22 protein-coding genes are annotated in these 21,331 nt (G+C 47.6%); 8 read left to right on the top strand and 14 right to left on the bottom strand.

The window, feature by feature from the left end; all coding sequences use genetic code 11:
* Window positions 1-19: 19 nt before the first annotated feature.
* The 6 genes from C3B52_RS26710 to codY all read right to left on the bottom strand — a co-directional run bounded on the left by C3B52_RS26710 (window position 20) and on the right by codY (window position 6,936).
* Window positions 20-877, bottom strand: a complete 858-nt coding sequence (locus tag C3B52_RS26710) for an ABC transporter permease (RefSeq protein ID WP_103109416.1) — start codon at window positions 875-877, stop codon at window positions 20-22.
* Window positions 878-893: 16 nt separating this feature from the next.
* Window positions 894-1,814, bottom strand: coding sequence for an ABC transporter permease (locus tag C3B52_RS26705; RefSeq protein ID WP_103109415.1), 921 nt, complete (start codon window positions 1,812-1,814; stop codon window positions 894-896).
* 20 nt (window positions 1,815-1,834) lie between these two features.
* Window positions 1,835-3,442 (bottom strand): ABC transporter substrate-binding protein, encoded by a 1,608-nt coding sequence (locus C3B52_RS26700; protein ID WP_103109414.1) that lies wholly within the window; start codon window positions 3,440-3,442, stop codon window positions 1,835-1,837.
* 30 nt (window positions 3,443-3,472) lie between these two features.
* A complete protein-coding gene (locus C3B52_RS26695; protein WP_103109413.1) occupies window positions 3,473-4,345 on the bottom strand; it encodes a MurR/RpiR family transcriptional regulator in 873 nt (290 codons plus the stop codon).
* An 8-nt stretch (window positions 4,346-4,353) separates the two neighbouring features.
* A complete protein-coding gene (locus tag C3B52_RS26690; protein WP_103109412.1) occupies window positions 4,354-5,847 on the bottom strand; it encodes a M81 family metallopeptidase in 1,494 nt (497 codons plus the stop codon).
* Window positions 5,848-6,159: 312 nt separating this feature from the next.
* Complete coding sequence (gene codY, locus C3B52_RS26685; protein WP_103109411.1) at window positions 6,160-6,936, bottom strand: GTP-sensing pleiotropic transcriptional regulator CodY; 777 nt, start codon at window positions 6,934-6,936, stop codon at window positions 6,160-6,162.
* Between the two features lie 217 nt (window positions 6,937-7,153).
* Between codY and C3B52_RS36810 the strand changes: the two genes are divergently transcribed.
* Window positions 7,154-7,243 carry a sporulation protein YjcZ gene (locus C3B52_RS36810; protein ID WP_164684939.1) on the top strand — a complete coding sequence of 30 codons (90 nt, stop codon included), beginning with the start codon at window positions 7,154-7,156 and terminating at the stop codon, window positions 7,241-7,243.
* Window positions 7,244-7,310: 67 nt separating this feature from the next.
* Here the strand turns inward: C3B52_RS36810 and C3B52_RS26680 are convergent, their stop codons facing one another.
* The 5 genes from C3B52_RS26680 to C3B52_RS26655 form a co-directional block, all read right to left on the bottom strand.
* A complete protein-coding gene (locus C3B52_RS26680; protein ID WP_103109410.1) occupies window positions 7,311-8,087 on the bottom strand; it encodes a sporulation protein in 777 nt (258 codons plus the stop codon).
* A gap of 48 nt (window positions 8,088-8,135) precedes the next feature.
* Window positions 8,136-8,696, bottom strand: coding sequence for a hypothetical protein (locus C3B52_RS26675; protein ID WP_235615870.1), 561 nt, complete (start codon window positions 8,694-8,696; stop codon window positions 8,136-8,138).
* Complete coding sequence (locus C3B52_RS26670) at window positions 8,672-8,983, bottom strand: YtrH family sporulation protein (RefSeq protein ID WP_103109409.1); 312 nt, start codon at window positions 8,981-8,983, stop codon at window positions 8,672-8,674. Before C3B52_RS26670 ends, C3B52_RS26675 begins: the two co-directional genes overlap by 25 nt.
* 146 nt (window positions 8,984-9,129) lie before the next feature.
* The gene (locus tag C3B52_RS26665) at window positions 9,130-9,354 is read right to left on the bottom strand and encodes a hypothetical protein (RefSeq protein ID WP_103109408.1); all 225 of its coding nucleotides are present in this window, start codon (window positions 9,352-9,354) and stop codon (window positions 9,130-9,132) included.
* 269 nt (window positions 9,355-9,623) lie between these two features.
* Window positions 9,624-10,514, bottom strand: coding sequence for a LysR family transcriptional regulator (locus C3B52_RS26655; RefSeq protein WP_103109407.1), 891 nt, complete (start codon window positions 10,512-10,514; stop codon window positions 9,624-9,626).
* A 132-nt stretch (window positions 10,515-10,646) separates the two neighbouring features.
* Here C3B52_RS26655 and hutG point away from each other — a divergent pair, with 132 nt between their 5' ends.
* The 4 genes from hutG (at window position 10,647) to C3B52_RS36805 (ending at window position 14,379) form a co-directional block, all read left to right on the top strand.
* Window positions 10,647-11,624, top strand: a complete 978-nt coding sequence (hutG, locus tag C3B52_RS26650) for a formimidoylglutamase (protein ID WP_103109406.1) — start codon at window positions 10,647-10,649, stop codon at window positions 11,622-11,624.
* Window positions 11,608-12,795, top strand: a complete 1,188-nt coding sequence (gene gltS, locus C3B52_RS26645; protein WP_103109405.1) for a sodium/glutamate symporter — start codon at window positions 11,608-11,610, stop codon at window positions 12,793-12,795. Before hutG ends, gltS begins: the two co-directional genes overlap by 17 nt.
* A gap of 155 nt (window positions 12,796-12,950) precedes the next feature.
* Window positions 12,951-14,207, top strand: coding sequence for an MFS transporter (locus tag C3B52_RS26640; protein WP_103109404.1), 1,257 nt, complete (start codon window positions 12,951-12,953; stop codon window positions 14,205-14,207).
* Between the two features lie 34 nt (window positions 14,208-14,241).
* Window positions 14,242-14,379, top strand: coding sequence for a hypothetical protein (locus C3B52_RS36805; protein ID WP_164684944.1), 138 nt, complete (start codon window positions 14,242-14,244; stop codon window positions 14,377-14,379).
* A 66-nt stretch (window positions 14,380-14,445) separates the two neighbouring features.
* Here the strand turns inward: C3B52_RS36805 and C3B52_RS26635 are convergent, their stop codons facing one another.
* Together C3B52_RS26635 and C3B52_RS26630 are read right to left on the bottom strand one after the other, a co-directional pair.
* A complete protein-coding gene (locus C3B52_RS26635) occupies window positions 14,446-14,955 on the bottom strand; it encodes a hypothetical protein (RefSeq protein ID WP_103109403.1) in 510 nt (169 codons plus the stop codon).
* 19 nt (window positions 14,956-14,974) lie between these two features.
* Window positions 14,975-16,054: a M42 family metallopeptidase gene (locus tag C3B52_RS26630; protein ID WP_103109402.1), complete on the bottom strand. Its 1,080-nt coding sequence runs from the start codon at window positions 16,052-16,054 to the stop codon at window positions 14,975-14,977.
* A 161-nt stretch (window positions 16,055-16,215) separates the two neighbouring features.
* Here C3B52_RS26630 and C3B52_RS26625 point away from each other — a divergent pair, with 161 nt between their 5' ends.
* The 3 genes from C3B52_RS26625 (at window position 16,216) to C3B52_RS38110 (ending at window position 18,804) form a co-directional block, all read left to right on the top strand.
* Complete coding sequence (locus tag C3B52_RS26625; RefSeq protein ID WP_103109401.1) at window positions 16,216-17,037, top strand: GNAT family N-acetyltransferase; 822 nt, start codon at window positions 16,216-16,218, stop codon at window positions 17,035-17,037.
* A gap of 61 nt (window positions 17,038-17,098) precedes the next feature.
* Window positions 17,099-18,379, top strand: a complete 1,281-nt coding sequence (locus tag C3B52_RS26620; protein ID WP_103109400.1) for an NAD(P)/FAD-dependent oxidoreductase — start codon at window positions 17,099-17,101, stop codon at window positions 18,377-18,379.
* Between the two features lie 101 nt (window positions 18,380-18,480).
* The gene (locus C3B52_RS38110) at window positions 18,481-18,804 is read left to right on the top strand and encodes a hypothetical protein (RefSeq protein WP_201264946.1); all 324 of its coding nucleotides are present in this window, start codon (window positions 18,481-18,483) and stop codon (window positions 18,802-18,804) included.
* Window positions 18,805-18,859: 55 nt separating this feature from the next.
* Here the strand turns inward: C3B52_RS38110 and C3B52_RS26610 are convergent, their stop codons facing one another.
* Complete coding sequence (locus C3B52_RS26610) at window positions 18,860-21,325, bottom strand: septation ring formation regulator EzrA (protein WP_103109398.1); 2,466 nt, start codon at window positions 21,323-21,325, stop codon at window positions 18,860-18,862.
* Window positions 21,326-21,331: the final 6 nt, after the last annotated feature.

Below are 21,331 nucleotides of genomic sequence, written 5' to 3'. Positions count from 1 at the left end.
GTTGCCCTCCCTTCCTCCATTACCTTGTTTTTGGATCGAGCGCATCGCGCAATCCGTCCCCTAACAGATTAAAGCCAAGGACCACTAGCATAATGGCCATTCCTGGAAAGATCGACATCCACCAAGCTTGACTCAAAAACGATTTTCCGACAAAAACCATTGCTCCCCACTCTGGCGCCGGCGGCTGGGCACCCAAGCCGAGAAAGCTCAGTGCTGCTGCTGCCAAAATACTTACACCAAATTGAATGGTCGAAAGTACGATGATTGGCGAGAGAATATTCGGCAAGATATGCTTCAGCAGGATTTTCCAATCCCGAATGCCCAATGCTCTGACCGCCTCGATATATTCCTTTTCACGTATGGAAAGCACCGCCGAACGAACGACCCTGACATACGAAGGAATAACCGCAATGACGACGGCAATCATCGCATTCGTCAGCCCTGGCCCCAAAACTGCAATGACGGCGATAGCGAGCAAGAGAGCTGGCAAGGACATGAGAATATCCATTCCTTGCATGATAAACAGGTCAACCTTACGATAGTATCCGGCAATAATCCCCAGCGCGACCCCGATGACCGTAGAAAGCACCACCGTGATTAAACCCATCATCAAGGAAATCCGACCGCCATGCAGCAATCGTGAGAAAATATCCCGGCCAAAATCATCAGTGCCTAGCAAATTCGAAGCACTCGGGCCTGCTAATCTGTTATCAAAATTCATCTGCTCGACCGGGTGAGGAGCGATCCATGGAGCGAGTAAGGACGCTAAGATAAAAATCAAGAGAATGACGGCCCCACCCATCGCTGTTTTATTACGACTCAATCGTTTGCCAATGACTAGCCAATACGACTCAGGACGAATTTTGTTGTTCACCATAGTCTGCCTCCTCTCCTTAGTCGTAATGGATACGCGGATCAATCAGACTGTAGATTAAATCCACGACCAGATTCGTTGTTGCAAAAATCACTGCCATGAAAAATACCATTCCTTGCACAGTTGGCATGTCTCGCTTGCCGATGGCATCAATCGCCAGGCTTCCTATTCCCCGCAAGGAGAAGACGGTTTCTACTACGACTGCACCGGCCAGCAGAGAACCAAATTGCAAGCCCAGCATCGTAACGACAGGAATAATCGCGTTTGGCAAGCCATGGGAGAAAACCATTCGGACCACTGCTGCTCCTTTGGCCTCTGCCGTGCGCATGTAATCCTGTTTGATAACCTCCAGCATGCTGGAGCGAGTCATCCGGGCAATCATTCCCGCTTCTGCCATTCCGAGTGTAATCGCTGGAAGCAGCAATGAATGTATCCCCTCATAGCCTGAGATCGGAAATAAAGCGAGCTTATAAGCAAAGACCCAAATCAGGAACAGCGCAATCCAGAACCCTGGCGCCGAAATCCCTACCAAGGATGAAAGAACAACCAGTCGATCTACAAATGTATTTTGCTTGACTGCAGCAATCGTCCCGAGTAATATCCCGAAAATTGCCGCAATAATGACACTAAAAATAGCGAGCTGGAACGTGATCGGAAAGCGCTGTGTAATTTGCTCCCACACACTTTGACCAGTAAACAGGGAGGTACCCAAATCGCCTACTAAAAGCTTTCCTAAAAAGTGTATATATTGCTCCCACAATGGCAGGTCAAGCCCAAGCTTCGCACGCAATTGGTCAATTGCCTCCGGAGAGGCAAATTGCCCGAGAATCGTCGTAACTGGATCTCCTGGGATTAGATGCACCATGAGGAAGATGAGGACGGATACCCCTAGTAGTGTTCCTACTAGGGAGAGCAGCCTCTTTAGTACGTATCGACGCATGCTATCCACCTCTTCGTTGTCTATTTATCAATCGTGATATCGCTCAGGATCATTCCTTGGGTATACGGGTTGATAACCATCCCTTTGATCCCTCTTGTAGCCGTAACCGTTTCATTTACCCACAATGGTACCCATGGCGATTCCTTGAGTAGTATTTCCTGAGCTTCCTCGTAAATTTTGAGACGCTTCTCCTCATTCATTTCCGTACGCCCTTTATTCAACAGATCATCCAATTCGGGGCGGCTAAAACTCATCCGGGTACCCGAGTTGTTCTTTTCGAAGATGAGATAAAGAATATCGGCATCATACCAGCCAAAGTACATCAATGACATATCAAAAGACTTTTTCAACATGCGGTCTTTGATTGTTGCGATTTCCTGAACGGTAATTTTCAGATCAATCCCTGCTTCTTTCAGCTGGCTCTGTAAAATCTGAGCCGCACGTTGGTACGATGGGTCTGGGGAAACAAGGAGTTCGACAGTGAGTGGTTTGCCATCCTTGTCCACTAGTCCATCACCATTGGTGTCAGAATAGCCAACCTCTGCCATCAGCTTACGAGCTTGATCTAAATCACGGGCATACATTTGCTTTGCCTCGTTCTCAATCTTCTCACTATATCCCCAAAGGGTTGGAGGCAGTGGTCCATATACTGGTTTTCCGAAGCCGTTTAGAGCTACCTGTACCAATGGATCGCGATCGACGGCGAGTGCAATTGCCTTGCGAAGACGAACATCTGAGAAAAGCGGGTGTTGGTTATTAAAAGCAATGTATTTATGCCCGATATCCATGGTCTTATTAATTTCGACCCCTGGCAGCGACTGCAATTCCGCAACTGAATTCGCAGGGACTTCATTGAGGATATGAATCGTGCCTTTCTTGAATTCCATCATCCGTGTATCGTCGTCTTTCAAGAAACGGAACACGACATTGTCCACATGTAACGGACCTTTGTTCTGTGCGTACTCCGGTCCCCAGTTGTAGTCAGGATTTTTCTTATAGGTCAGGGAAGCCCCGCGCTCACGCTTATCAAATATAACCGGACCTGTTCCCGATGGATTTTCGCCAAAGCCGTCTCCAAGCTCTTTGGCTTTCTTCGCGTCAACCGGTGAAATCATGCCGCTCATGACTACACTGAAAAAAGGAGCAAACGGACTGCTGAAATAAACTTTGAAGGTCAGCTCGTCTGGCGCCTCTACCTTTTCAACCGGACCGACGATGCTCTTCACCGGTGAAACCTCCATCATGCGGTCAAAGGATTGCTTGACTGCCTCCGCTGTTACCGGTTCTCCCGAGTGGAAGCGAAGTCCCTTACGCAGTGTAAACGTCCAAACCTTTCCGTCTTCGGAAACCTCGTACTTCTCAGCCAATCCCGGGCTTATTTTTCCTTCTAAATCCCGCGTAAGCAGTGGTTCATATATAATTCCGTTTGCGACAGTCACCCACGTTGACTTATGCAAATCCAACGTATCCGGATCAACCATAGCGGAGATTACCAAGGTGTTTCCACCCTTTGGTGCCTCTGTTGTTTGCCCTGGATTCGTAGACGTTTGTGAAGAACATCCGGCTGCTACAACGGCTGTAGCCAGTAGCACGCTAAGCGACCCTTTCTTCCACCACTGTTTTTTCATTTCTCTTTCTCCCCCTTTTTCTGGCACAACTTAATTGTCTGTAGAATCTACGAAAGGATAAATTTGGAGGCTTGCATCCTCGTACTCCGTTATACGCTTCTGTACCTGTTCCCCATCTGCCTGAACAACGCCGCTGACCAATATATTGAGCATGGCGAAAATCGAAGCCATGCCTTTGATCGCTATCGGAGACGGAGCGTAAACCTTCAGTACCTGATCAGCGATCGGACCTAGTGGGGAAAGCTCATCATCGGTAATTCCCAAAATCTTGGCTCCTTTATCCTTTGCTGCTTGAGCGAACAGAATCGTTTCGCTGATATAGCGGGGGAAAGAGAAGGCGATGACGAGGTAATCCTTGTCTATTTGTTTGATCAGATAGTTGACATCGTCGATTGGACCGTTGTAGAGATGGGCGTTTCCTCTGATGATATTCAGGTTAAATGTAAGCCAATGAGCGGATGAATAAGAGCTTCGGAATCCAACGACAATGATTTGCTTGGCTGCCAAAATGCTGGCAACCGCCTGTTGAAGCTGTTCTTCTCGCAGCTCCCCCAAGGTCTGCCTGATATAAGCTACATCCTGTTCCATACTAAATGTAATCAAATCAGTGCGGCCTCGTATTTCCTCAGCGGCATTCAGGAAGCTCTTGAATGCCTTATCTTGTGGGACTCTTTCCAAAAGAGAGCTGCGTATTTCATTTTGCAATTCGCTATACCCGGAATAGGATAGTGCGTACGATAGCCGAATAATGGTCGTTTCACTTGTTCCGCTGAGTGCCCCTACTACTTTTGCGGGATGAAGAGCCACTTCCTTTGGTTCGGCGAGAATGTATTTTGCGGCCAGCTTTTGCTGATTGGTTAGATCGGGAAAAATCTTGCGAATGCGTTCTTGTACGGTTTCCATGATGAACTCTACTTTCTTGTGAGAATTTGATGAAATGGGTCAGTTACTGAATCAAGCGGATAAATCGGTCTTTCTACTCGCTCGTATTGAAAGAAGCGGAAATTGAGCGTAGTCAAGCCAGGAGAGTCAACCGTGATGACCTTGGCACTAATCGGCTCATAGGCAGCGCGGAAATGGGTGCTGGATTTTAGAGCAACTATCTTGTACTTGGTTACATCGATTCCGTGAAGCTGAAAGATTTGCTCATCAAGCACCTGAGACTTCACCGAGCAAACGACTACATCGATGTCGTCGATTTGCAAGCGAACCGATTTTCCATAGTTCACTCGCCCGCCTTGTCCCATCGGAGTTGTCGCGATGAATTTGCCGTCGGTCAAGCATTTGACGTAAGCGTTTACAGAAATTGGTTCTCCATGCAAATGATCCGTTTTTCCACCGAGCTGAACCGTGATGGTAGCTCCCACCCCAGCCTGATGCGCTTGCTGCACTACCTCTGGATCGTAGATGAAGCCGAAGCACGCATTTGTCAGCTTTGCATCGAGCATGGCTTGCAGCAAATACGTTCCGTCCCCTGGTGTCCCTCCTCCTGGATTGTCGGAGGTCTCATTGATGACGATTGGCATACCTTCCGATTCCAAAGCGAGTGCAATCCCCTCTGCAGGAGTCGGCTTAATCAGCTCGAATTCGTCCCGTTTTTCCCAAACTAGTCGGGCGATATCTTCGCTCACTTTCTTTGCCAGATCACGATCATTGTCCGTAATCGCCAGAATAGATACCCCAAGCTCCGGGATGTCCGTATACGGGAAGCCATGGATCAGGGCACAATCGATAACGCCTTCTTCCTTCTCCCATGCCCAGCAAGCATCGTTGATATCTTTGACAGGGTCATGATGGGTTGCCGATGTAGGAATGACGAGGGGTAGTTTGGTCAAATGCATGGTGGGCCTGCAATTTTCCTCAACCATTTTGCGTGCCAGATCAATCGCCTCGATGCCACGCTCATAGCTGTCCACATGCGGGTAAAGATGGACGCTGAGAAGTGCATCGGCTTCGCTTACCATGCGCTGAGTCATATTGGCGTGCAGATCAAGCGTTGCGATCAGCGGGATTTCGTAGCCGACTTGCGTGCGAATGGCAGCCAGAAGGTCACCCTCCAGATCATCTACCTCTTCCGCGACTCCAGCTCCGTGGAGCGAAAGACAGATTGCATCGGCCTGCCCTGCTTCTTGAATCGCGTCGAGGAGCTCTTTCTTCATCCGGGCATACGCCTCTTTTGTAATTGTGCCTGATGGATAACCAAACGTCCAAAACGTTGGCAAAAGCTCAATCCCTAATTCCTCTGCTCGATCAATCATCCCACCGAGGTAATCTCTGACTTTCCTATGGTTTCCGAGTATCTTTTCTTTATGAGACCATTCCCAGCTCTGAAACAATTCAAGCGTAGATGGTACATTGGAAAACGTGTTCGTTTCATGCGCCAAACCACCGATCATGACTCTCATCTCGATATCCCCTCATCCCCATCTTGAAGTCTAAACTTTAAATTTTGAATTTTGTGAAGTCTACACCTTTGTGGACATTATATAGGCTAGTGAATCGATGTTCAACTGCTAATTCGTGAACGTTTTTTAATTTTTCTGAACTTATTTGCATAAAAATATGAATTACGCTATCACGGAAGCAAATTGGAAGTGCTCTCCGTAATTCAGAAAAAAAATACTTGGTGAATCAAGAAAAATGTACGATTATCGAATTTATTCTATTAAGAAAAAAACCCTTCCTGGATGAGGAAGGGTTTGGACATTGCAAGCTGATTATGAGGTTTTCCATTTTGCCAGCTCAGATGGGAACTTTTCGTTAAGTACCTTGATGTAGGTACCCTTCATGCCAAGCGAGCGCGACTCCAGCACACCTGCACTTGCCAGCTTGCGCAATGCGTTGACGATTACAGAGCGAGTAAGTCCTGCTTGGTCTGCGAGTTGACTCGCCACGAGCAAGCCTTCGCGGGCATCGAGCTGCTCCATAATTTTTTCGATCGCAATCTGTTCACTGTAAGACAGCGAAGACAGCGCAATTTTAGCAAAGGTCTTGTCGCGTACTTCGTTTTCGATTTGCTCCGTACGTTGACGGACAATTTTCATTCCAATCACAGTCGCACCGATTTCGCCCAAGATCAAATCTTCTGTTTCAAATTGACCGTAAGCTTTCAGCAGTACAAGTGTTCCGAGACGGCTACCTCCCGCATTGATCGGAACGATGGTCGTCATCATTTGTGGGAACAGGGAGCTAAGTTCTTTTGGAACAAGGCTATACGCGCTGTTAATTGGCTCGTTGGCTAATGTTTGCGTGACTTCGAGCAGCTTTTGATGTACACCTGCCTGAAGCTGACTGGACGGACGTCCTTCGTCATTCAAGGCAATTTCCTGATTCATGCCACTTCCAAGAATGGAGCCATCCGCTGTGATAATATACACGTTGGCTGCAATCACATCGGACAAGAGCTTGGCAAGATCCTGATAGCCGACTCCGCTACCTCCCATCGTTTTTTGCAGCATCACATTAATTTTTCTCGTTTTTTCTAATAAATTCATCATAATTTCCTCCTTGGGATTCTTCATGGTCACAGTATTGTCAGAAAAATCCAGCCCTATACATGCAAATCTAAAAATTAGAAAGACACCTCATGAACAGTACATGCAGTTATCTTTTTTGCACTTGTAAAATAGGTGGACGCCTGCACACAAACTGGACCGTCCGCGACTATCATGTAGGGAAATGTCCGAAAGCCACGTGTTAGGAGGAGACAGCATGGGTTTGTTTAACGGTGGAGGCTTCAACGGGATTGCTCTAATCCTCGTATTGTTTGTTCTACTAACAATTGTCGGTGTTGACGATTAATATCTAAGCAAAACAGAACAGAGAAAGGCTGCCCGAGTATATTCTCTCAGGCAGCCTTTCTACAAAATTATCGGATTTGCTTGCGAATAAGCTGTTCGATTGCATCTGCGATATCGGGAAGTGGCTTATTCAGGTCCGCGTCGTACAGGCGGAAACGAACAAAGCGTTCATCCAAGTTAAAAGCTTCCTCCAGTCCACCGAAGAAGCCACGCGCTCTTTTATCCAGCTCTAGCAGAACCTCCAATTCTCCTTCGCGCAAATAAAACACGGCTTCCAGCTCTTCCAGCTGTTTGCGGAATGGGCCAGTCGGACGGAATTCGAATTCTTGAACGAACGGATATGTCCTGCCTAAATAACGATTATATTCACAATCTACTTTATACAGCTGAAACCCAAGTGATTGAATGGCATCGAGTACTTTGGCCATCAAAGGATGCGGACGCACCTCTATAAAATCAGAATCTCCTGGATCAATGGCATTTTTTATATCTAATCCGGTTCGAAGATAGACGGGCTGACGTCCCATTGTCAGTGGAGTTTCATACGGGAGCTGGAAATCGAACGGAAGGACCTTGCTTTCTTTTGGCTGCAAGGAGATGCTTTCTGTTAACCGGTATTTCACCAGCGTGCACTCTTCCTTCGCCTTTTTATCGTTCACTTCACGCTCATAATGAGTCACTACATACATGTAAATTTCGTCGATCTCCTGGGCCACGTCACCTCCCGTGATGTGCACCTCTCCTCTAACCACATCTCCAGGGATGAGGGAATCCTGCTCCAGTCGCGCATCTACCTGCGACGATCCAATCCCTATGCTGGCCAACAACTTTTTGAACATCGACATCTACTCGCTTTCTCCTCGAATGTACATGATCTTGGGCTTTCTATAATCTCATGTAGAAATATACGAGTTGATAAAAAGAAAGTTTCGTGCAACCTTTTTCAATACATCTTCTTTTTTTACCTCAGCTGTCACAAACACATGCAAGGTCTGACTGATGACGACCGTCTTGATTCGAACCTCCACCATCGTCCCATCTGACAGCACGTATTCGCGGCGACGCAGCATCTCATGCAAAACCTGATGGACGTATGCGACCTGCTCCACTTTTTTACCCTTGAGCGATGCCATATCCTTTTCCACCCGATCGACAACCTGAACCTCGATCGTCGGATGAAGCTTTTGCTCTCCGGCAACGACGGATGCCCTTACTTCTTCAATGACCAGCTCCTGCTTCTTGCGATAGACGCGTTGATTTTCTTTTAAAGACTGAATCTCTTCATACAGTTTTTTATTTTGCAGCTCCAGGCTTTTTTTGACGAGCATCATCTCTTCCATTTCTCGGCCGTACAGCATCAAAACTGTCGTCGCACCCAGCATGATACCGATGAGCAACAAAGCTACATATCTTTTCCAAACGACCACGATCATGATCGCACCTGTACCAGCCACTGAACACAAATGGTCCCAATATGTGCCCCCATAAAGGCAACGACGATCATCGCCAGCTGCTTCACTACGGGCGAGAAGTTCCCGAGCAAAATTTTCTCAATTTGCAGGAACGAATCAAATGATCCACCGAGCGCTCCAACTATCCCAAAAATTTTTAGCTGATCGGCAAGCAGTTCCATGGACAATAGTGGTGGCTTGTGGGTTAAAAACGCCCCTATTCCTCCACAGAGAGCTCCCCCAACAACGATGCCATAAGCAACAAAGAACGTCAGTATGACCTGTGCCATGCTGGAATCCATCCTCTCGACCTAGCTAACATATGCTTTATCCCTACGCTGCTTGTCTCGAATTTATGATGGGTACGTCCATGACAGATGCCGAAAAGCCGCAGCAACAAAAAACGGCATGCTTTTTCCTCGCATGCCGCCGCGCATTACTGGCTTTTCCGTCCAAATTTTCGCAGCCTTTTTTGAATCCGGGGAGAATTCATTACCATGAGATCCATAAACAAGTTGACCATGTTCGGATTTCGCAATACTTGCTTGAACACTTCCGGATTTTCCTTAAACCACTGCTCATTTGCCTTGATCCAGGCTTTAAAGCCGTCATTAGACTTGTAATAGTTATTTAAGCGGCGAACAGGTCGATAGGCACTCATCTTAATCTATCCCTTCGTCAAAGAATATGGAGAGGAGAAAGATGATCAATACGATCCAGATCACCACTTCAAAGCCATCTTGGTTAAAAAAACCAAAACCCTTCATGTCTGATCCCCCCTTCACCCTGCTTCCAGCCCTACACGAGGCATACCGCCCATGGTACCCTTCCCTATAGGTATATGTGACAGGGCAATAGATGGATTGGACACTCGCCTGCTCAGCTCTGTTTTTGTGTGTTCACCCAAATAGTAAGTATCTTTTCCTGCAATCACTGACTGGCAGCAAAGTGGTGGCGAATCTCTGCCAAAAATGTTTGGACAGCGGGCGTCAAGTAACGATTCTTCATAAATGCCAAATATACCGTTCTCTCCAATGCTGCAGAATCAATCGTTTTTCGAACCAGATACGTATCATTTAGCTCCCCTAAATAATTTTCGGGGATGATCGTCATGCCTAAATTTTCTCTTACTAATGTCAAGGCTGTCTCAAACCGCTCAATTTCAAATTTGATAGTTGGGGTTGCTTGCTCAAGCCCAAACGCATGCAAAATGTCCTCCCTGGTCTGAAAGCCCTCTGTACTAATAATAAACGGCTCGTTTTCCAGCTCTTTTATCGTAATGGATTCGCTTGCTGCAAGACGATGATCCTTGTGTAGTACGAGTACCAATCGCTCATGATACAAAGGGAGTGTTTCGATGTCTTCCTCGTGAATGTACTGATTGGTCACCTGTAGATGCGTATGGTATTTGCGCAATGATTCCTTGACTGCCTTTCCGCTCAGCACCTCGATCAGCTTGATGTTCATAGCCGGAAAATGTCCCTGATACTTGCGAATTACCTGTGGAATCCAGTATTTCACGGACTCAATAATACCAACAGACAGCTCCCCGCTTCCAGTTAGCTTTACTTCCTCCATCTCCTTTTTGAGGACGTTCATATTCGACAGAACTAAGAGCGATTTCTCGTATAAAATTTTTCCAGCGTCCGTCAATTCAATTTTTCTCGTGTTTCTTTCTAGTAGAGGCGAACCGACCTCCAGCTCCAAATTTTTGATCGCATTGCTCAAAGAAGGCTGTGATATATGCAGCTTTTGCGCGGCTTTAGAGTAGTTCAATTGATCGCAAACCGTCACAAAATATTGCAGTTGTTTAATATCCACCTGCGTCTTTACCTCCGATTTATAGCATGAAACTATTAATTTATTTAAATTATATATTAGAAATAATAAGTTCACCATTATATAATCAGAAAACAAATCCTACTTTAAAAATTTTAGAAAGGGTGAAAAAGAATGCCTACAAATGTATCAGCTGATATATGGACCGGCCGGACTGATCATACAGAAAGAAGAAGCAGCTTTCGCTATCATCAAATCGTAGAAGTCATGGACTTGGAAAACGTAGAAACAATACTCTCCCCTGCCTGTGCCATCATCGGGTTTGAGTGCGAAGAAGGTGTCCGGCGAAATCAAGGCAGATTAGGTGCAGCCAAAGCTCCAAACGCAATTCGGCAAGCGCTTGCAAGCCTTCCCTGGAAGCTGGCAGCGGAAAAACGGTTGCTCGATGTAGGAAATGTACGCTGCCTTGATGAGGCACTCGAAGAAGCCCAAGAAGAATTGGGACAAGCCATATCTACCCTCTTCGCAAATTCGTTGACTCCGATTATATTAGGCGGCGGACATGAGACTCTGTACGGACATTATTTAGGGGTTCGCAAGCATATCGGAAAAGACGCGACACTCGGCATTATTAATATTGACGCTCACTTCGATTTGCGTTCCTATGAAAATCAACCTTCATCAGGCACGATGTTCAGGCAAATACTAGAACAAGATGAGAGCAGCCACTATTTTGTACTTGGCATTCAGCGTTTTGGCAACACCCAAGAGCTGTTTGATAAAGCGGACGAGCTCGGTGCCCGTTATGTGTACGAAGAAGACATGAATGACGCTCGGATGGCTGAACTCACTTCTGAATTGAACGAATTCATGGAAAAACATGATTACGTCATGCTGACGCTTTGTACGGACGTGTTGAATGCGGCGTTTGCACCTGGAGTCAGTGCTCCATCCCTTTTTGGATTAAGCCCGATGACAGTTCGAAGCCTAATCCGCACCGTTGCCGCTCATAAGAAAACGCTTTCTTTTGACATCTGTGAAGTTAATCCAGCTTTAGACGAAAACGGAAGAACCGTAAAGTTAGGTGCTTACTTGACGAACGAAGCCATCATGGGATTTTTAGGAGGATACAGCGATGACACTAGCACTTAATCAAGTTACTACCATCTTTCTTGCCGTTGCCTTGTTAGTTTTGGGAACTGTGCTTGTACGAAAAGCAAGCTTTCTGCAAAAGTTTTGTATCCCAGCACCAGTCGTTGGAGGTCTATTGTTTGCTATCGTCGCTACGATCCTGAAGTCTACAGGTCTTATGGAAATTACACTGGATACGTCGCTGCAAAGCTTATTCATGCTCACCTTCTTCACTACGGTCGGCCTTGGAGCTAGCTTCAAGCTGATTAAGCTGGGGGGTAAGCTCCTCGTTATTTACTGGATCGCCTGTGGATTTTTGGCTTTGGCTCAAAACGTGATTGGTGTCTCCATGGCCTCCCTGTTCAATATCCACCCGTTGATTGGAATGATGGCAGGTGCGGTTTCCATGGAAGGTGGACACGGAGCAGCAGGTGCCTTTGGACAAACACTTGAAGATATGGGAATTCAGTCAGCACTCTCTGTTGGAATCGCGGCAGCAACCTTTGGTCTTGTAGCAGGTGGCTTGGTTGGCGGACCGACTGTGAAATATTTGATTTCCAAATACGATTTGAAGCCCACAGAAACAGAAGAAGTCGTACAGAACGTCGAGGAAAATGTGCAACCGATTACAAGCAATACATTCTTCACCCAAGTCCTCCTCATCACTTTCTGTATGGCACTCGGCACCTATCTGGGAGGTCTCTTCTCTGACGCAACAGGCTTTGTCCTTCCAGGCTATGTTGGAGCCATGTTTGTCGCAGTGATCGCCCGCAATATCGTTGATAAAGTCAATCCTAATGCGATCGATATGAAGAGTATTAACCTGATCAGTGACGTGACGCTTGGAATCTTCCTGTCCATGGCGCTCATGAGCATCAAGCTATGGGAAGTAGCAGACCTGGCGCTGCCTATGCTCGTTATCGTCTTCGTCCAAGTGATCTTTATCGTGTTGTTTGGTGCTTTCGTTTTGTTCCGTTTGCTTGGCAAAAACTACGACGCTGCGGTGATGGTAGCCGGCTTTACCGGACACGGTCTCGGTGCAACCCCAAATGCGATGGCGAACATGGCTGCGGTAACAGAGCGTTTTGGACCATCTCGTAAAGCATATCTGGTTGTTCCGATCGTAGGAGCCTTTTTGATTGATGTGTTCGCAATGCCAATCATTATTACTACGATTAACCTGTTTAAGTAAAATGAAAAAATGAAAAGCCTCATCCCTTCAGCTGATTCATTTTGGTTGAAGGGATTTTTTTGTTCATTTGCATTTTCTGCATAGAGCCTATCCCCTTCACCTCATACTACTTTAGGAAACGCTCGATCTCAGTACGTTTTTGGAAGGAGTCGGTTATGGAAGCTCACGCTCATTCCCTCTGGCGAAACAAACCGTATATGCTCTTGTTGATGATTGTTTTTTTCATGCATCTGGCCTCGTATCTGGTCATTCCTGTCTTCCCTGTATTTTTGCAAAAGGTCCGTGCCCTCCACCTCTCTCAAGTAGGCTTTGTGCTCGGAGCTGGCAGTATTGCTTATCAAATCGGAAGTCTACTCGGCGGTCCGCTTTCTGATCGACTAGGCAGACGTGCCATCATTGTACTCGGCTCCACGCTTCAAGGCAGTGCCATGCTTGGCTATCATTTCAGTCATTCATTCGGTCTGTTCCTGTTGTTTTCATCCGTAAACGGTCTGGGGCTTGGCCTGCTCGCACCAACTATCAAAGCGATGATTGCTGACGAAGTGGAATCGACACAGCGAACAGCCGCTTTTTCCTGGCGAGGCATTCTTGCGCACTCGGGGATCATTGTGGCAGGCTTGGTTATTTCGTTGCTGACCGCTTGGGGACAACAGCCGTTTTTGATTGCCGCTCTCGTCTTTGGCTTGCTGGCAGCCATCACCTGGTTTAGTTTGCCCGATGATCGCTGTGTCGGACCCGATTGTCAGCGAACACCGTTGTCTGAGTACAAAAACATTTTGACCCACCGCAGCTTCTTGCTGTTTTCAGGCATCACCTTGCTTATTTGGGCACTCTACGCCCAATTTGCTTTGATCTTGCCGCTTCGCGGAGATTACGTCCTCCGTTCTGCTACGTTAATCGGGCTGATCTGGACGATTAACTCCATCAGCGTCGTCGTCCTGCAAGGCTTTGTCTCGCGTTTTGTATTGCAACGTATCAACCCTTACATTTCCCTTGCGATCGGCACGACACTGCTCGGTATAGGCCTAACTGCAATGGGCTGGGCTGAGCATTTTATCACGCTTAGCGGTGCAGCTATTTTGTTTATTTTGGGTGAAATGCTGTTCATGCCGGTTCAAGACAGTCTGGTGACGCATTTTGCCAAGGAAGAATGGCTCGGGGCTTATTTTGGCTTCTCCAACTTTGTATCGGGAATTGGTACTGCCCTCGGCACTAGTGTAGGGGGAGCGATGGTAGAGAGGCTGGGCGGCGTCGGCAGTCACTATCCATGGATTGCCTATGGCGTCATCACGCTTTTTTTGGCAGCGATTCTCGGCTTATTTGCCCTCTACGCGATCGCCCGCCATAAAAAGACGATCCCCTCCCAAACCCAATCAAATGTGCGAGCTGGCAAAAAAGAAGGGGCAACCTAATTGCGTACAGCTACCGAAAGAAAGGATGATCTCCATGACAAAACAGGAAGATAACAACCAACGTAATCACCCGCAGGCGGCTAAACGAAACCATCAGCCTAAAAATGTTCAGAACGATGCTCCCGGTTTCGGGGACAAAAAATTAGAGGGACCGAATCGTCCAGCTACCTAAGCAAAGAAAAAGCCATTCTGCTTTCAATCGAGAGCAAAATGGCTTTTATTCATTTGAGTTGGTTTCTTACGTGATCGGCACCAATTTATACGGAAGCGAAAACGATTGAAGTCCGTTTAAAAATGCGTCATGTGACTTTTGATCAGGTGCAATTAATTGCAAATAGCGGGTGAAATAAAATACGATGCGGTCCTCATCTCCCGCTTTTAGCCGATAATGAGAAAGCTGGGCGATATCTGTAAGATTGTAAAAATAATCGTAGCGCTCGTCAGTAAGCTTTGCACGAAACGAGCGGCTGACTACGACATCGTTGCTGCGGTTCTCCTGACTGTTCTCTTTGGTTGCTCCAAGAAAACGAAGTAGCTCCCCCGCACGTTTGGCTCCGATTTTTTCCACCAGCATACTATCGTTGTATTCGATCACAAGCTCAGTCAGCGTGTGGCGAACTGACTGTAGCATCGCCATCAGCACCTTGCGTACAGCCAGATTTTCGGTGGCGAATTGGTTGTCGAAGACGTTAAACTCGAATGATGTAGCATCCCCCTGTTGCCTGGTGTACAAAATGATTGCGTTCACATACGCCACCTCCGTTTCATTAGCGTGGCAGGATCGATTCCCATGTAGCGCGGTCCAGCTTGCGGACTACAGAGAACAACAGTCGCTTCGCTGCCTCATAATCTTTTCGGTCAATAATGGAAGCATGGCTGTGAATATAACGGGATGGGATGCCGATGACCGCTGATGGTACGCCTTTGCCATGGTATTGAACGACACCTGCGTCGGTCCCTCCTTTTGCCACGTAGAATTGGTATGGAATTTTCTCTTCCTCGCACGTGGAAATCAAGAGTTCGCGCAGGCCAACGGGCATTACATATCCCGGGTCGTAAATACGCATCAACAGACCGCCACCCAATTTTCCTCCTTCTTCTCTGACCCCCGGAATATCGCTGGCTGGACTCGCATCCAAAGCCAGGAACAAATCCGGCTCAATCATGGCAGCAGCTGTCTTGGCTCCGCGCGCTCCAGTTAGTTCCTCTTGCACAGTCGCTCCCACATATACGACATTTGGATGTCCGGGACGCTCATGCAGCTCTTTTGCCAGCTCTACGGCTAGGCTGCATCCATAGCGATTATCCCACGCTTTTGCCATGATCCGATCTGGATTGGCCATTTCCGTAAGCGGACATACTGGGACGATCTGCTGACCTGGACGCACCCCTAGTCGCTCTGCTTCTGCTCGTGTATCGACGCCGATATCGATATACATATTGCGAATATCCATCGGGCGATTCCGTTGGTCGTCACTGAGAACATGAGGCGGAATCGAGCTGATTACGCCTTCGATGATTCCTTTATCTGACACGATTTGTACACGTTGGGCAAGCAAAACCTGCCCCCACCAACCGCCAAGCGTCTGGAACGAAATAAAGCCTTTGTCCGAAATTCGCGATACCATGAAGCCGACTTCATCCATATGACCCGCAACCATGATTCTCGGACCGCTCTCGTCACCGCGCATGACACCGAAGATGCTTCCCAGGTTATCATAGACGATTTCACTCGTATAATTGCTTATGTATTCCCGCATGATATCTCGAACCGGGCCTTCAAAACCTGCTGCTCCCGGTGCTTGCGTCAATCGATTCCATACTTCTCGCTGAAACTGACTGTTCATCGTGGTCAAACCTCCTCCATCCAATCCGGATGTTTATTGTCGTCTTCTATTATCGACTTACAAAGAAAGGGATGCAACAGCCTGAAAGCAGGAATGTGTTCTCTTATCCCGAATCTGATTACAATCTAAATAAGCAAGCGAACTACAGGGAGGTAGAGAACATGGCCATTACGCTCCGAAAATTAACAGAACGAAAAGAAATCGAGTTGTTAGAAGAACTGGAAGGTAAAATTTGGGACCCAAACGATGCTATTCCGTACCATATGACACTTACCATGTCCAAATTCGGTGGTCTGTTTTTAGGGGCCTTTGACGATGATCAGCTGATTGGGTTTTTATATAGCTTCCCTGGCTTTACGAATGGTGAATCGCATCTTTGCTCGCACATGCTTGGATTTTTACCGGACTATCGCAAGCGTGGATTGGGCGTACAAATGAAGTGGATGCAGCTGGACGAGGCAAAAGCGCAGGGCTTTTCCAAAATTACCTGGACGTACGATCCGTTAGAAACGGTCAACGGTGTTCTCAATATCGTCAAGCTCGGGGGAATCGTTCGTACGTTCTTGCCTGACTGCTACGGTGAGTTGAATGACGATTTTAATCGTGGGCTGCCGACAGATCGCTTCCTCGTAGAGTGGTTTGTAGACAGTGGACGCGTAGCTCGCCATCGCACGAGACAAGCTGTCAACGTGAACTTGGAAAACGCTCCTGAGGTTGTTCGCTACGAACTCATAGATGGTATCCCGCAGTTGACCGATATTTCACTCACCCATGACGAGACTGTACTCCTGCTTCCTGTCCCTGCTTACTTCCAGGATGTCAAGCGTGCTGACTTTGAGATTGCTCGGCGCTGGCGTGAGGCTACCGGCCAATTGTTCACCCACTACCTGGCACAGGGTTATGTCGTAACCAGCATCACGCGGGATGAAGTCATTGTCCGCTATGTAATGGAAAAGCGGCCGCTAGGAGATATTCTATCCTAAGTGATATGATACAATGGGGGTTGCCCTACCCTTACACGTTTAGAAAAAAGGACGAGAACGAATGAATCAAACGGATTACGATGTCATCATTATTGGCGGCGGTCCTTCTGGCCTCATGTCCGCGATTGCTGCCTCCAGTCATGGAGCCCGGGTATGTCTGGTGGAAAAAGGCTCCAAGCTGGGACGCAAGCTGATTATTTCTGGCGGCGGCCGCTGCAATGTGACCAATGCCAAGGAACAAGACGAGCTTATCAAGCAGATGCCTGGCAATGGCCGCTTCATGTATAGTGCGTTAGCCCAATTCGGAAACCGTGAGATCATGCGCTTTTTCGAAGATCTCGGTGTTGCCTTGAAAGAAGAGGACCGCGGACGGATGTTTCCGGTCACAGATAAAGCCGTGACGGTGGCACAGGCTCTGATTGATCTGTTAAAACGCCAAGGCGCTACTATCCTGTTAAATAGCGCTGTAAAAGAGGTGCTCTACGACGAAGAGCGGGTGACAGGCATTTGTCTGCAGTCTGGTGAGAAGCTGACCTCACGATGTGTCATTATCGCTGTCGGCGGTTGCTCCGTGCCACAGACGGGCTCTACTGGCGATGGCTACGCCTGGGCTAAGGCAGCGGGACATACGATTACCGATCTGTATCCCACTGAAGTTCCGCTGACAGCAAGCGATGCCTGGATCAGGGACAAATCTCTGCAAGGCCTCTCACTCAGGGATGTAGAAATGACCCTGTACGCTCCAAACGGGAAAAAGATTAACACACAGGAAGGCGATCTGATCTTTACCCATTTTGGGATTTCCGGTCCTGCTTCTCTGCGAATGGGCCATTATGTCTCTATCACACAGCGAAAGCATGGAGCCATCCCGCTCTCGCTTACTATCGATTTGATGCCTGGCAAAGCTGCAGATGAAATTGCCAAGGAGAGCTGGAGCCTACTAGAAGACCAGCCGAAAAAAGCAGTGAAAAATGTACTCAAGGGCTATCTTCCAGAGCGAATAATTCCACTCTTGCTCGGATTGTCTTCCATCTCGGAGGAAACGACGCTCAGCCATATGAAAAAGCAGGAATGGTCGCTGCTTGCCAAAACGATCAAGGCCTTTCCTCTCACCATCACGGGAACACTTTCACTTCAGGAAGCCTTTATTACTGGTGGTGGTGTCAGCGTCAAAGAGATTGATCCGAAAACGATGGGCTCCAAGCTCAAGGCAGGTCTGTACTTTGCAGGTGAAGTAATGGATGTCCATGCGCACACAGGTGGCTACAACATTACGATCGCCTTTTCATCGGGACATGTCGCTGGAACAACTAGTGCTAAAGAATCATTAGGAATTTTTTAAAAGATTTTAGGTTTAAACATGTTTCGATAGGGGAAACTACTAAGTAAGGTACTCTTTTTCCACAAGAGTGTACCAGCACCTTGCTCCCCCCTAGTTGTAAGGTGCTGGTCATGACACCTTTACTCCCTTTTATCTTCCCTAGATGGAGTGTCGCCCTGGTGAGCGGCGCTTCTTTTTTTTGCTCTTCCTCCTTAATTAGCGATAAAGAAAACACCCGTTGCAACAAGCAGGCTTCAGTAGTGAAGTCCTTCCTCGCACGGGTGTTTTTTCTTTTAACCAACAAATCTGTACAGATAGGCAAACCCTGCCAAAATAAACGCGAAGCCCAATATAAAAAACGTATTGGCACGCTGTTTCACGCGCTTCTCATTCCCTTGGAAAAAGGTGTCCATGCGTGTTTTCCAGCGCTGGGTACGCGGTTGTAGCATAAGCACAATCCCCATAACGATTAAAAAGACGGGAAAGTACATGGGCGTTCATTCACCCCTTTTTCTTGCGGCGCAATAGCCAGCCCGACTCTTCTTCAACTGGCGCTCCTTCTACGACGAGGCGAGCATCTTCAGCAAGCTGGTATGCTTCCGCAAAAGCCAGCAGTCTAAAGGACTGTTCTGCCTTTGTCAGCAGCTCGTTTACTTGGCGATTTTGACGGCGATAGCGGTTGGTGTATTGAATGGCTCCCTCAGCCAGCTGACATGTGGCGATGATTCGCTCTGCCATTTTTTCGGTCTCTTCCACGAGATCATTCGCATCCTGTATGAGTATCGCCACTTCCTCCAAATCATAGCGATATTCATCCATAATGCTCTGCACGCGAGCAAGCGTCTGAATAATTTCTTCAAACATGTACTTCAGCTGGTCAGGAATACCCGGGAGATAGCTGCGCTTGATTTGCTGACGGATGCGCACAAGTGTATTGGAGATGCGCTCCAGCTCATCCAAGGCGTCATCCTCTGTCTCGATCACAAGCAGTTCAGGCTCCTCAACTGCTGGTACAAACTCTTCCTGCTTGGCAGCAGGCCTCGGGATAACGAGCTCGTATTCCTCTTCCTCCGCAGGCTGTTTTTCTATCACCGGCTGTGGTTCAACTGCTTTACTGTGTGGTTTTGAGCTTTCTGATGGCGCAGCTGACGTTTTCTTTGACTGCTGCACTGCCTGGAGCAAGACAAGTCTTTCTGCCTCGCTCAGCTCCGTAGTGGTCATATGCGCCTGTGCTGCATCCTCAACCGGCTGTGACTTTTTCTCATCTGCACGAGAGTTCTTCCGTTCGACGGTCTGTTCCGCCTCTGTATCCCACTCTGGCAAAATCACATCGCCTGGTACTTCTGCTCCGTCTTTTGCCGAGACCTCCTGCTGCTTCGGTTCTTCAAACATCGGAGCAAGCTCGATCGGGTCATTAAGCACAATCGGCTCTTCTAGAATCGGCTTCGCTACCTCCACATTGGCAGGCGCCGTCTCAGTAGCTGCAATTTCACGCTTTGCAACGAGGCCTTCTTCTATCGTTTGGTATGTGGTGTCAATCAATACTTCAAACGCCTTTTGATGAGTAACCAACGTTTCCAGACTGCCTTCTTCCAATGCGCTTTTGGAAGCCGAAAGAAGCTGCTTCGCCTGCAATAGAGCATTTTCCAATGTATCCGGATTGAAATGATAGCCGTCACGGACTGCCTGATCAATTCCTTGTTCCAGCTGCTTGAACTCTTCTGGCATTGCTTTTTTCACGCGATGGACGAGGGTTGGAATCTGCTCCATCGTGCTGCTGATTTGCTCAAGCTGCTGCTGTGCTTTCAGAGTCGTGTTGTAGGCTTGCAGGTCATCGCCTGCAGCTCTGGATGTTTTGATCATGCTGCGCATCGTCTCTACCTCATCAAGCGATGCTTTCAGCTCGTGAAAAGACAATCCGTACTCCAGTCGCAAATCAGACAAACGCCGTTCAATCTGCTCAACCAGCTTGCCGATTTCAGGGATGACGACTTTGTTTTCCTGTTTCGTCACTGCCACCTGGGTGGTATCTGTCTTTAGCTCACCTAGTTCCTGTTCAATCTGAGTGAGTGTCTCTCTTGCTTCATCCAGCATCCCCAAAGCGAGAGAAAAACGGAAACGGTCGCACGCTTCCTCCGCGTCCAAAATCATCATCTCAACATCAGGAATACGGTTGCGCAGCAGGTTTTCCTTTTGATCCGCCAAATGATGGTAGCGCACTTCCGTTGTACCGCTAGAACGACGCATTGGCTTATCAACTTCGATCACATTGATCTTCTCTACTAGCTCTTCCTTCCAATCCTCTACGTCATCTACTTGGGCAAAAATGGAGCGTCGGCGAATCATCGCATAAATCAAACCGATCGATAGTCCAGCAAATACTGCTCCAATCACGTATATCCACCAAGGAATGCCGCCGAGCGCCGATGCGTCCTCCTTTGGTTCTTCTTTTGCTGCATTCGTCGTGTCAGTAGCCGCTGCTTGTCCTGATTTGCTCTCCAAACGGTTGATTTCCGCATGAATTTCCGAAATCAACGTTTCGATTCCGGTCAAATATTGCTTTTGGTTGCGGAAGGGCTCGAAGTAGGAAGTGATTTTTTCCTTGATCATCTCCTCGGTAGCCCCTTTTTCTTTCAGGCTAGGTCCAGCGTATACGCCGAGCGTCTCCGTCTCCATATTGAGAACGACCATGAGTGCATCATCAGGTAAATTATAGTTGTTAAAAAGCTTGTTGGCGTAATCCTCGGGGTTCTCTGCTTCTGGAGAAGTGCTCTCTACAACGACTACCTTGTAGGTTCCAGGCTTATCCTTCAGCGAGGCTTCGAATTTGGTAATATCTTCCTTTTTCAGGTATTTGTCAGAGTCCTGAACGATTTGGTCCGTTTTATCGGGAAATGGTGTGGCATAGGCCGGATTCGTATATAGCAACATGCCTGCCAAACAGAGCATGAATAGTTTTCGTTTCACTTGTTA

Source organism: Brevibacillus reuszeri, from assembly GCF_002897295.1.
Taxonomy (GTDB): Bacteria; Bacillota; Bacilli; order Brevibacillales; family Brevibacillaceae; genus Brevibacillus; species Brevibacillus reuszeri_A.
This window is presented reverse-complemented; position numbering and strand designations above follow the sequence as displayed.

What these genes read in the sequence shown, in the direction of transcription:
- C3B52_RS26680 (WP_103109410.1), bottom strand. Translation starts at nt 8,087, where the DNA reads ATGTCGATGTTCAAAAAGTTGTTGGCCAGCATAGGGATTGGATCGTCG.
- C3B52_RS26665 (WP_103109408.1), bottom strand. Translation starts at nt 9,354, where the DNA reads ATGAGTGCCTATCGACCTGTTCGCCGCTTAAATAACTATTACAAGTCT.
- C3B52_RS26700 (WP_103109414.1), bottom strand. Translation starts at nt 3,442, where the DNA reads ATGAAAAAACAGTGGTGGAAGAAAGGGTCGCTTAGCGTGCTACTGGCT.
- codY (WP_103109411.1), bottom strand. Translation starts at nt 6,936, where the DNA reads ATGAATTTATTAGAAAAAACGAGAAAAATTAATGTGATGCTGCAAAAA.
- C3B52_RS26625 (WP_103109401.1), top strand. Translation starts at nt 16,216, where the DNA reads ATGGCCATTACGCTCCGAAAATTAACAGAACGAAAAGAAATCGAGTTG.
- C3B52_RS36810 (WP_164684939.1), top strand. Translation starts at nt 7,154, where the DNA reads ATGGGTTTGTTTAACGGTGGAGGCTTCAACGGGATTGCTCTAATCCTC.
- C3B52_RS26630 (WP_103109402.1), bottom strand. Translation starts at nt 16,054, where the DNA reads ATGAACAGTCAGTTTCAGCGAGAAGTATGGAATCGATTGACGCAAGCA.
- C3B52_RS36805 (WP_164684944.1), top strand. Translation starts at nt 14,242, where the DNA reads ATGACAAAACAGGAAGATAACAACCAACGTAATCACCCGCAGGCGGCT.
- C3B52_RS26690 (WP_103109412.1), bottom strand. Translation starts at nt 5,847, where the DNA reads ATGAGAGTCATGATCGGTGGTTTGGCGCATGAAACGAACACGTTTTCC.
- C3B52_RS26710 (WP_103109416.1), bottom strand. Translation starts at nt 877, where the DNA reads ATGGTGAACAACAAAATTCGTCCTGAGTCGTATTGGCTAGTCATTGGC.
- C3B52_RS26640 (WP_103109404.1), top strand. Translation starts at nt 12,951, where the DNA reads ATGGAAGCTCACGCTCATTCCCTCTGGCGAAACAAACCGTATATGCTC.
- C3B52_RS26695 (WP_103109413.1), bottom strand. Translation starts at nt 4,345, where the DNA reads ATGGAAACCGTACAAGAACGCATTCGCAAGATTTTTCCCGATCTAACC.
- gltS (WP_103109405.1), top strand. Translation starts at nt 11,608, where the DNA reads ATGACACTAGCACTTAATCAAGTTACTACCATCTTTCTTGCCGTTGCC.
- hutG (WP_103109406.1), top strand. Translation starts at nt 10,647, where the DNA reads ATGCCTACAAATGTATCAGCTGATATATGGACCGGCCGGACTGATCAT.
- C3B52_RS26620 (WP_103109400.1), top strand. Translation starts at nt 17,099, where the DNA reads ATGAATCAAACGGATTACGATGTCATCATTATTGGCGGCGGTCCTTCT.
- C3B52_RS26670 (WP_103109409.1), bottom strand. Translation starts at nt 8,983, where the DNA reads ATGGCACAGGTCATACTGACGTTCTTTGTTGCTTATGGCATCGTTGTT.
- C3B52_RS26705 (WP_103109415.1), bottom strand. Translation starts at nt 1,814, where the DNA reads ATGCGTCGATACGTACTAAAGAGGCTGCTCTCCCTAGTAGGAACACTA.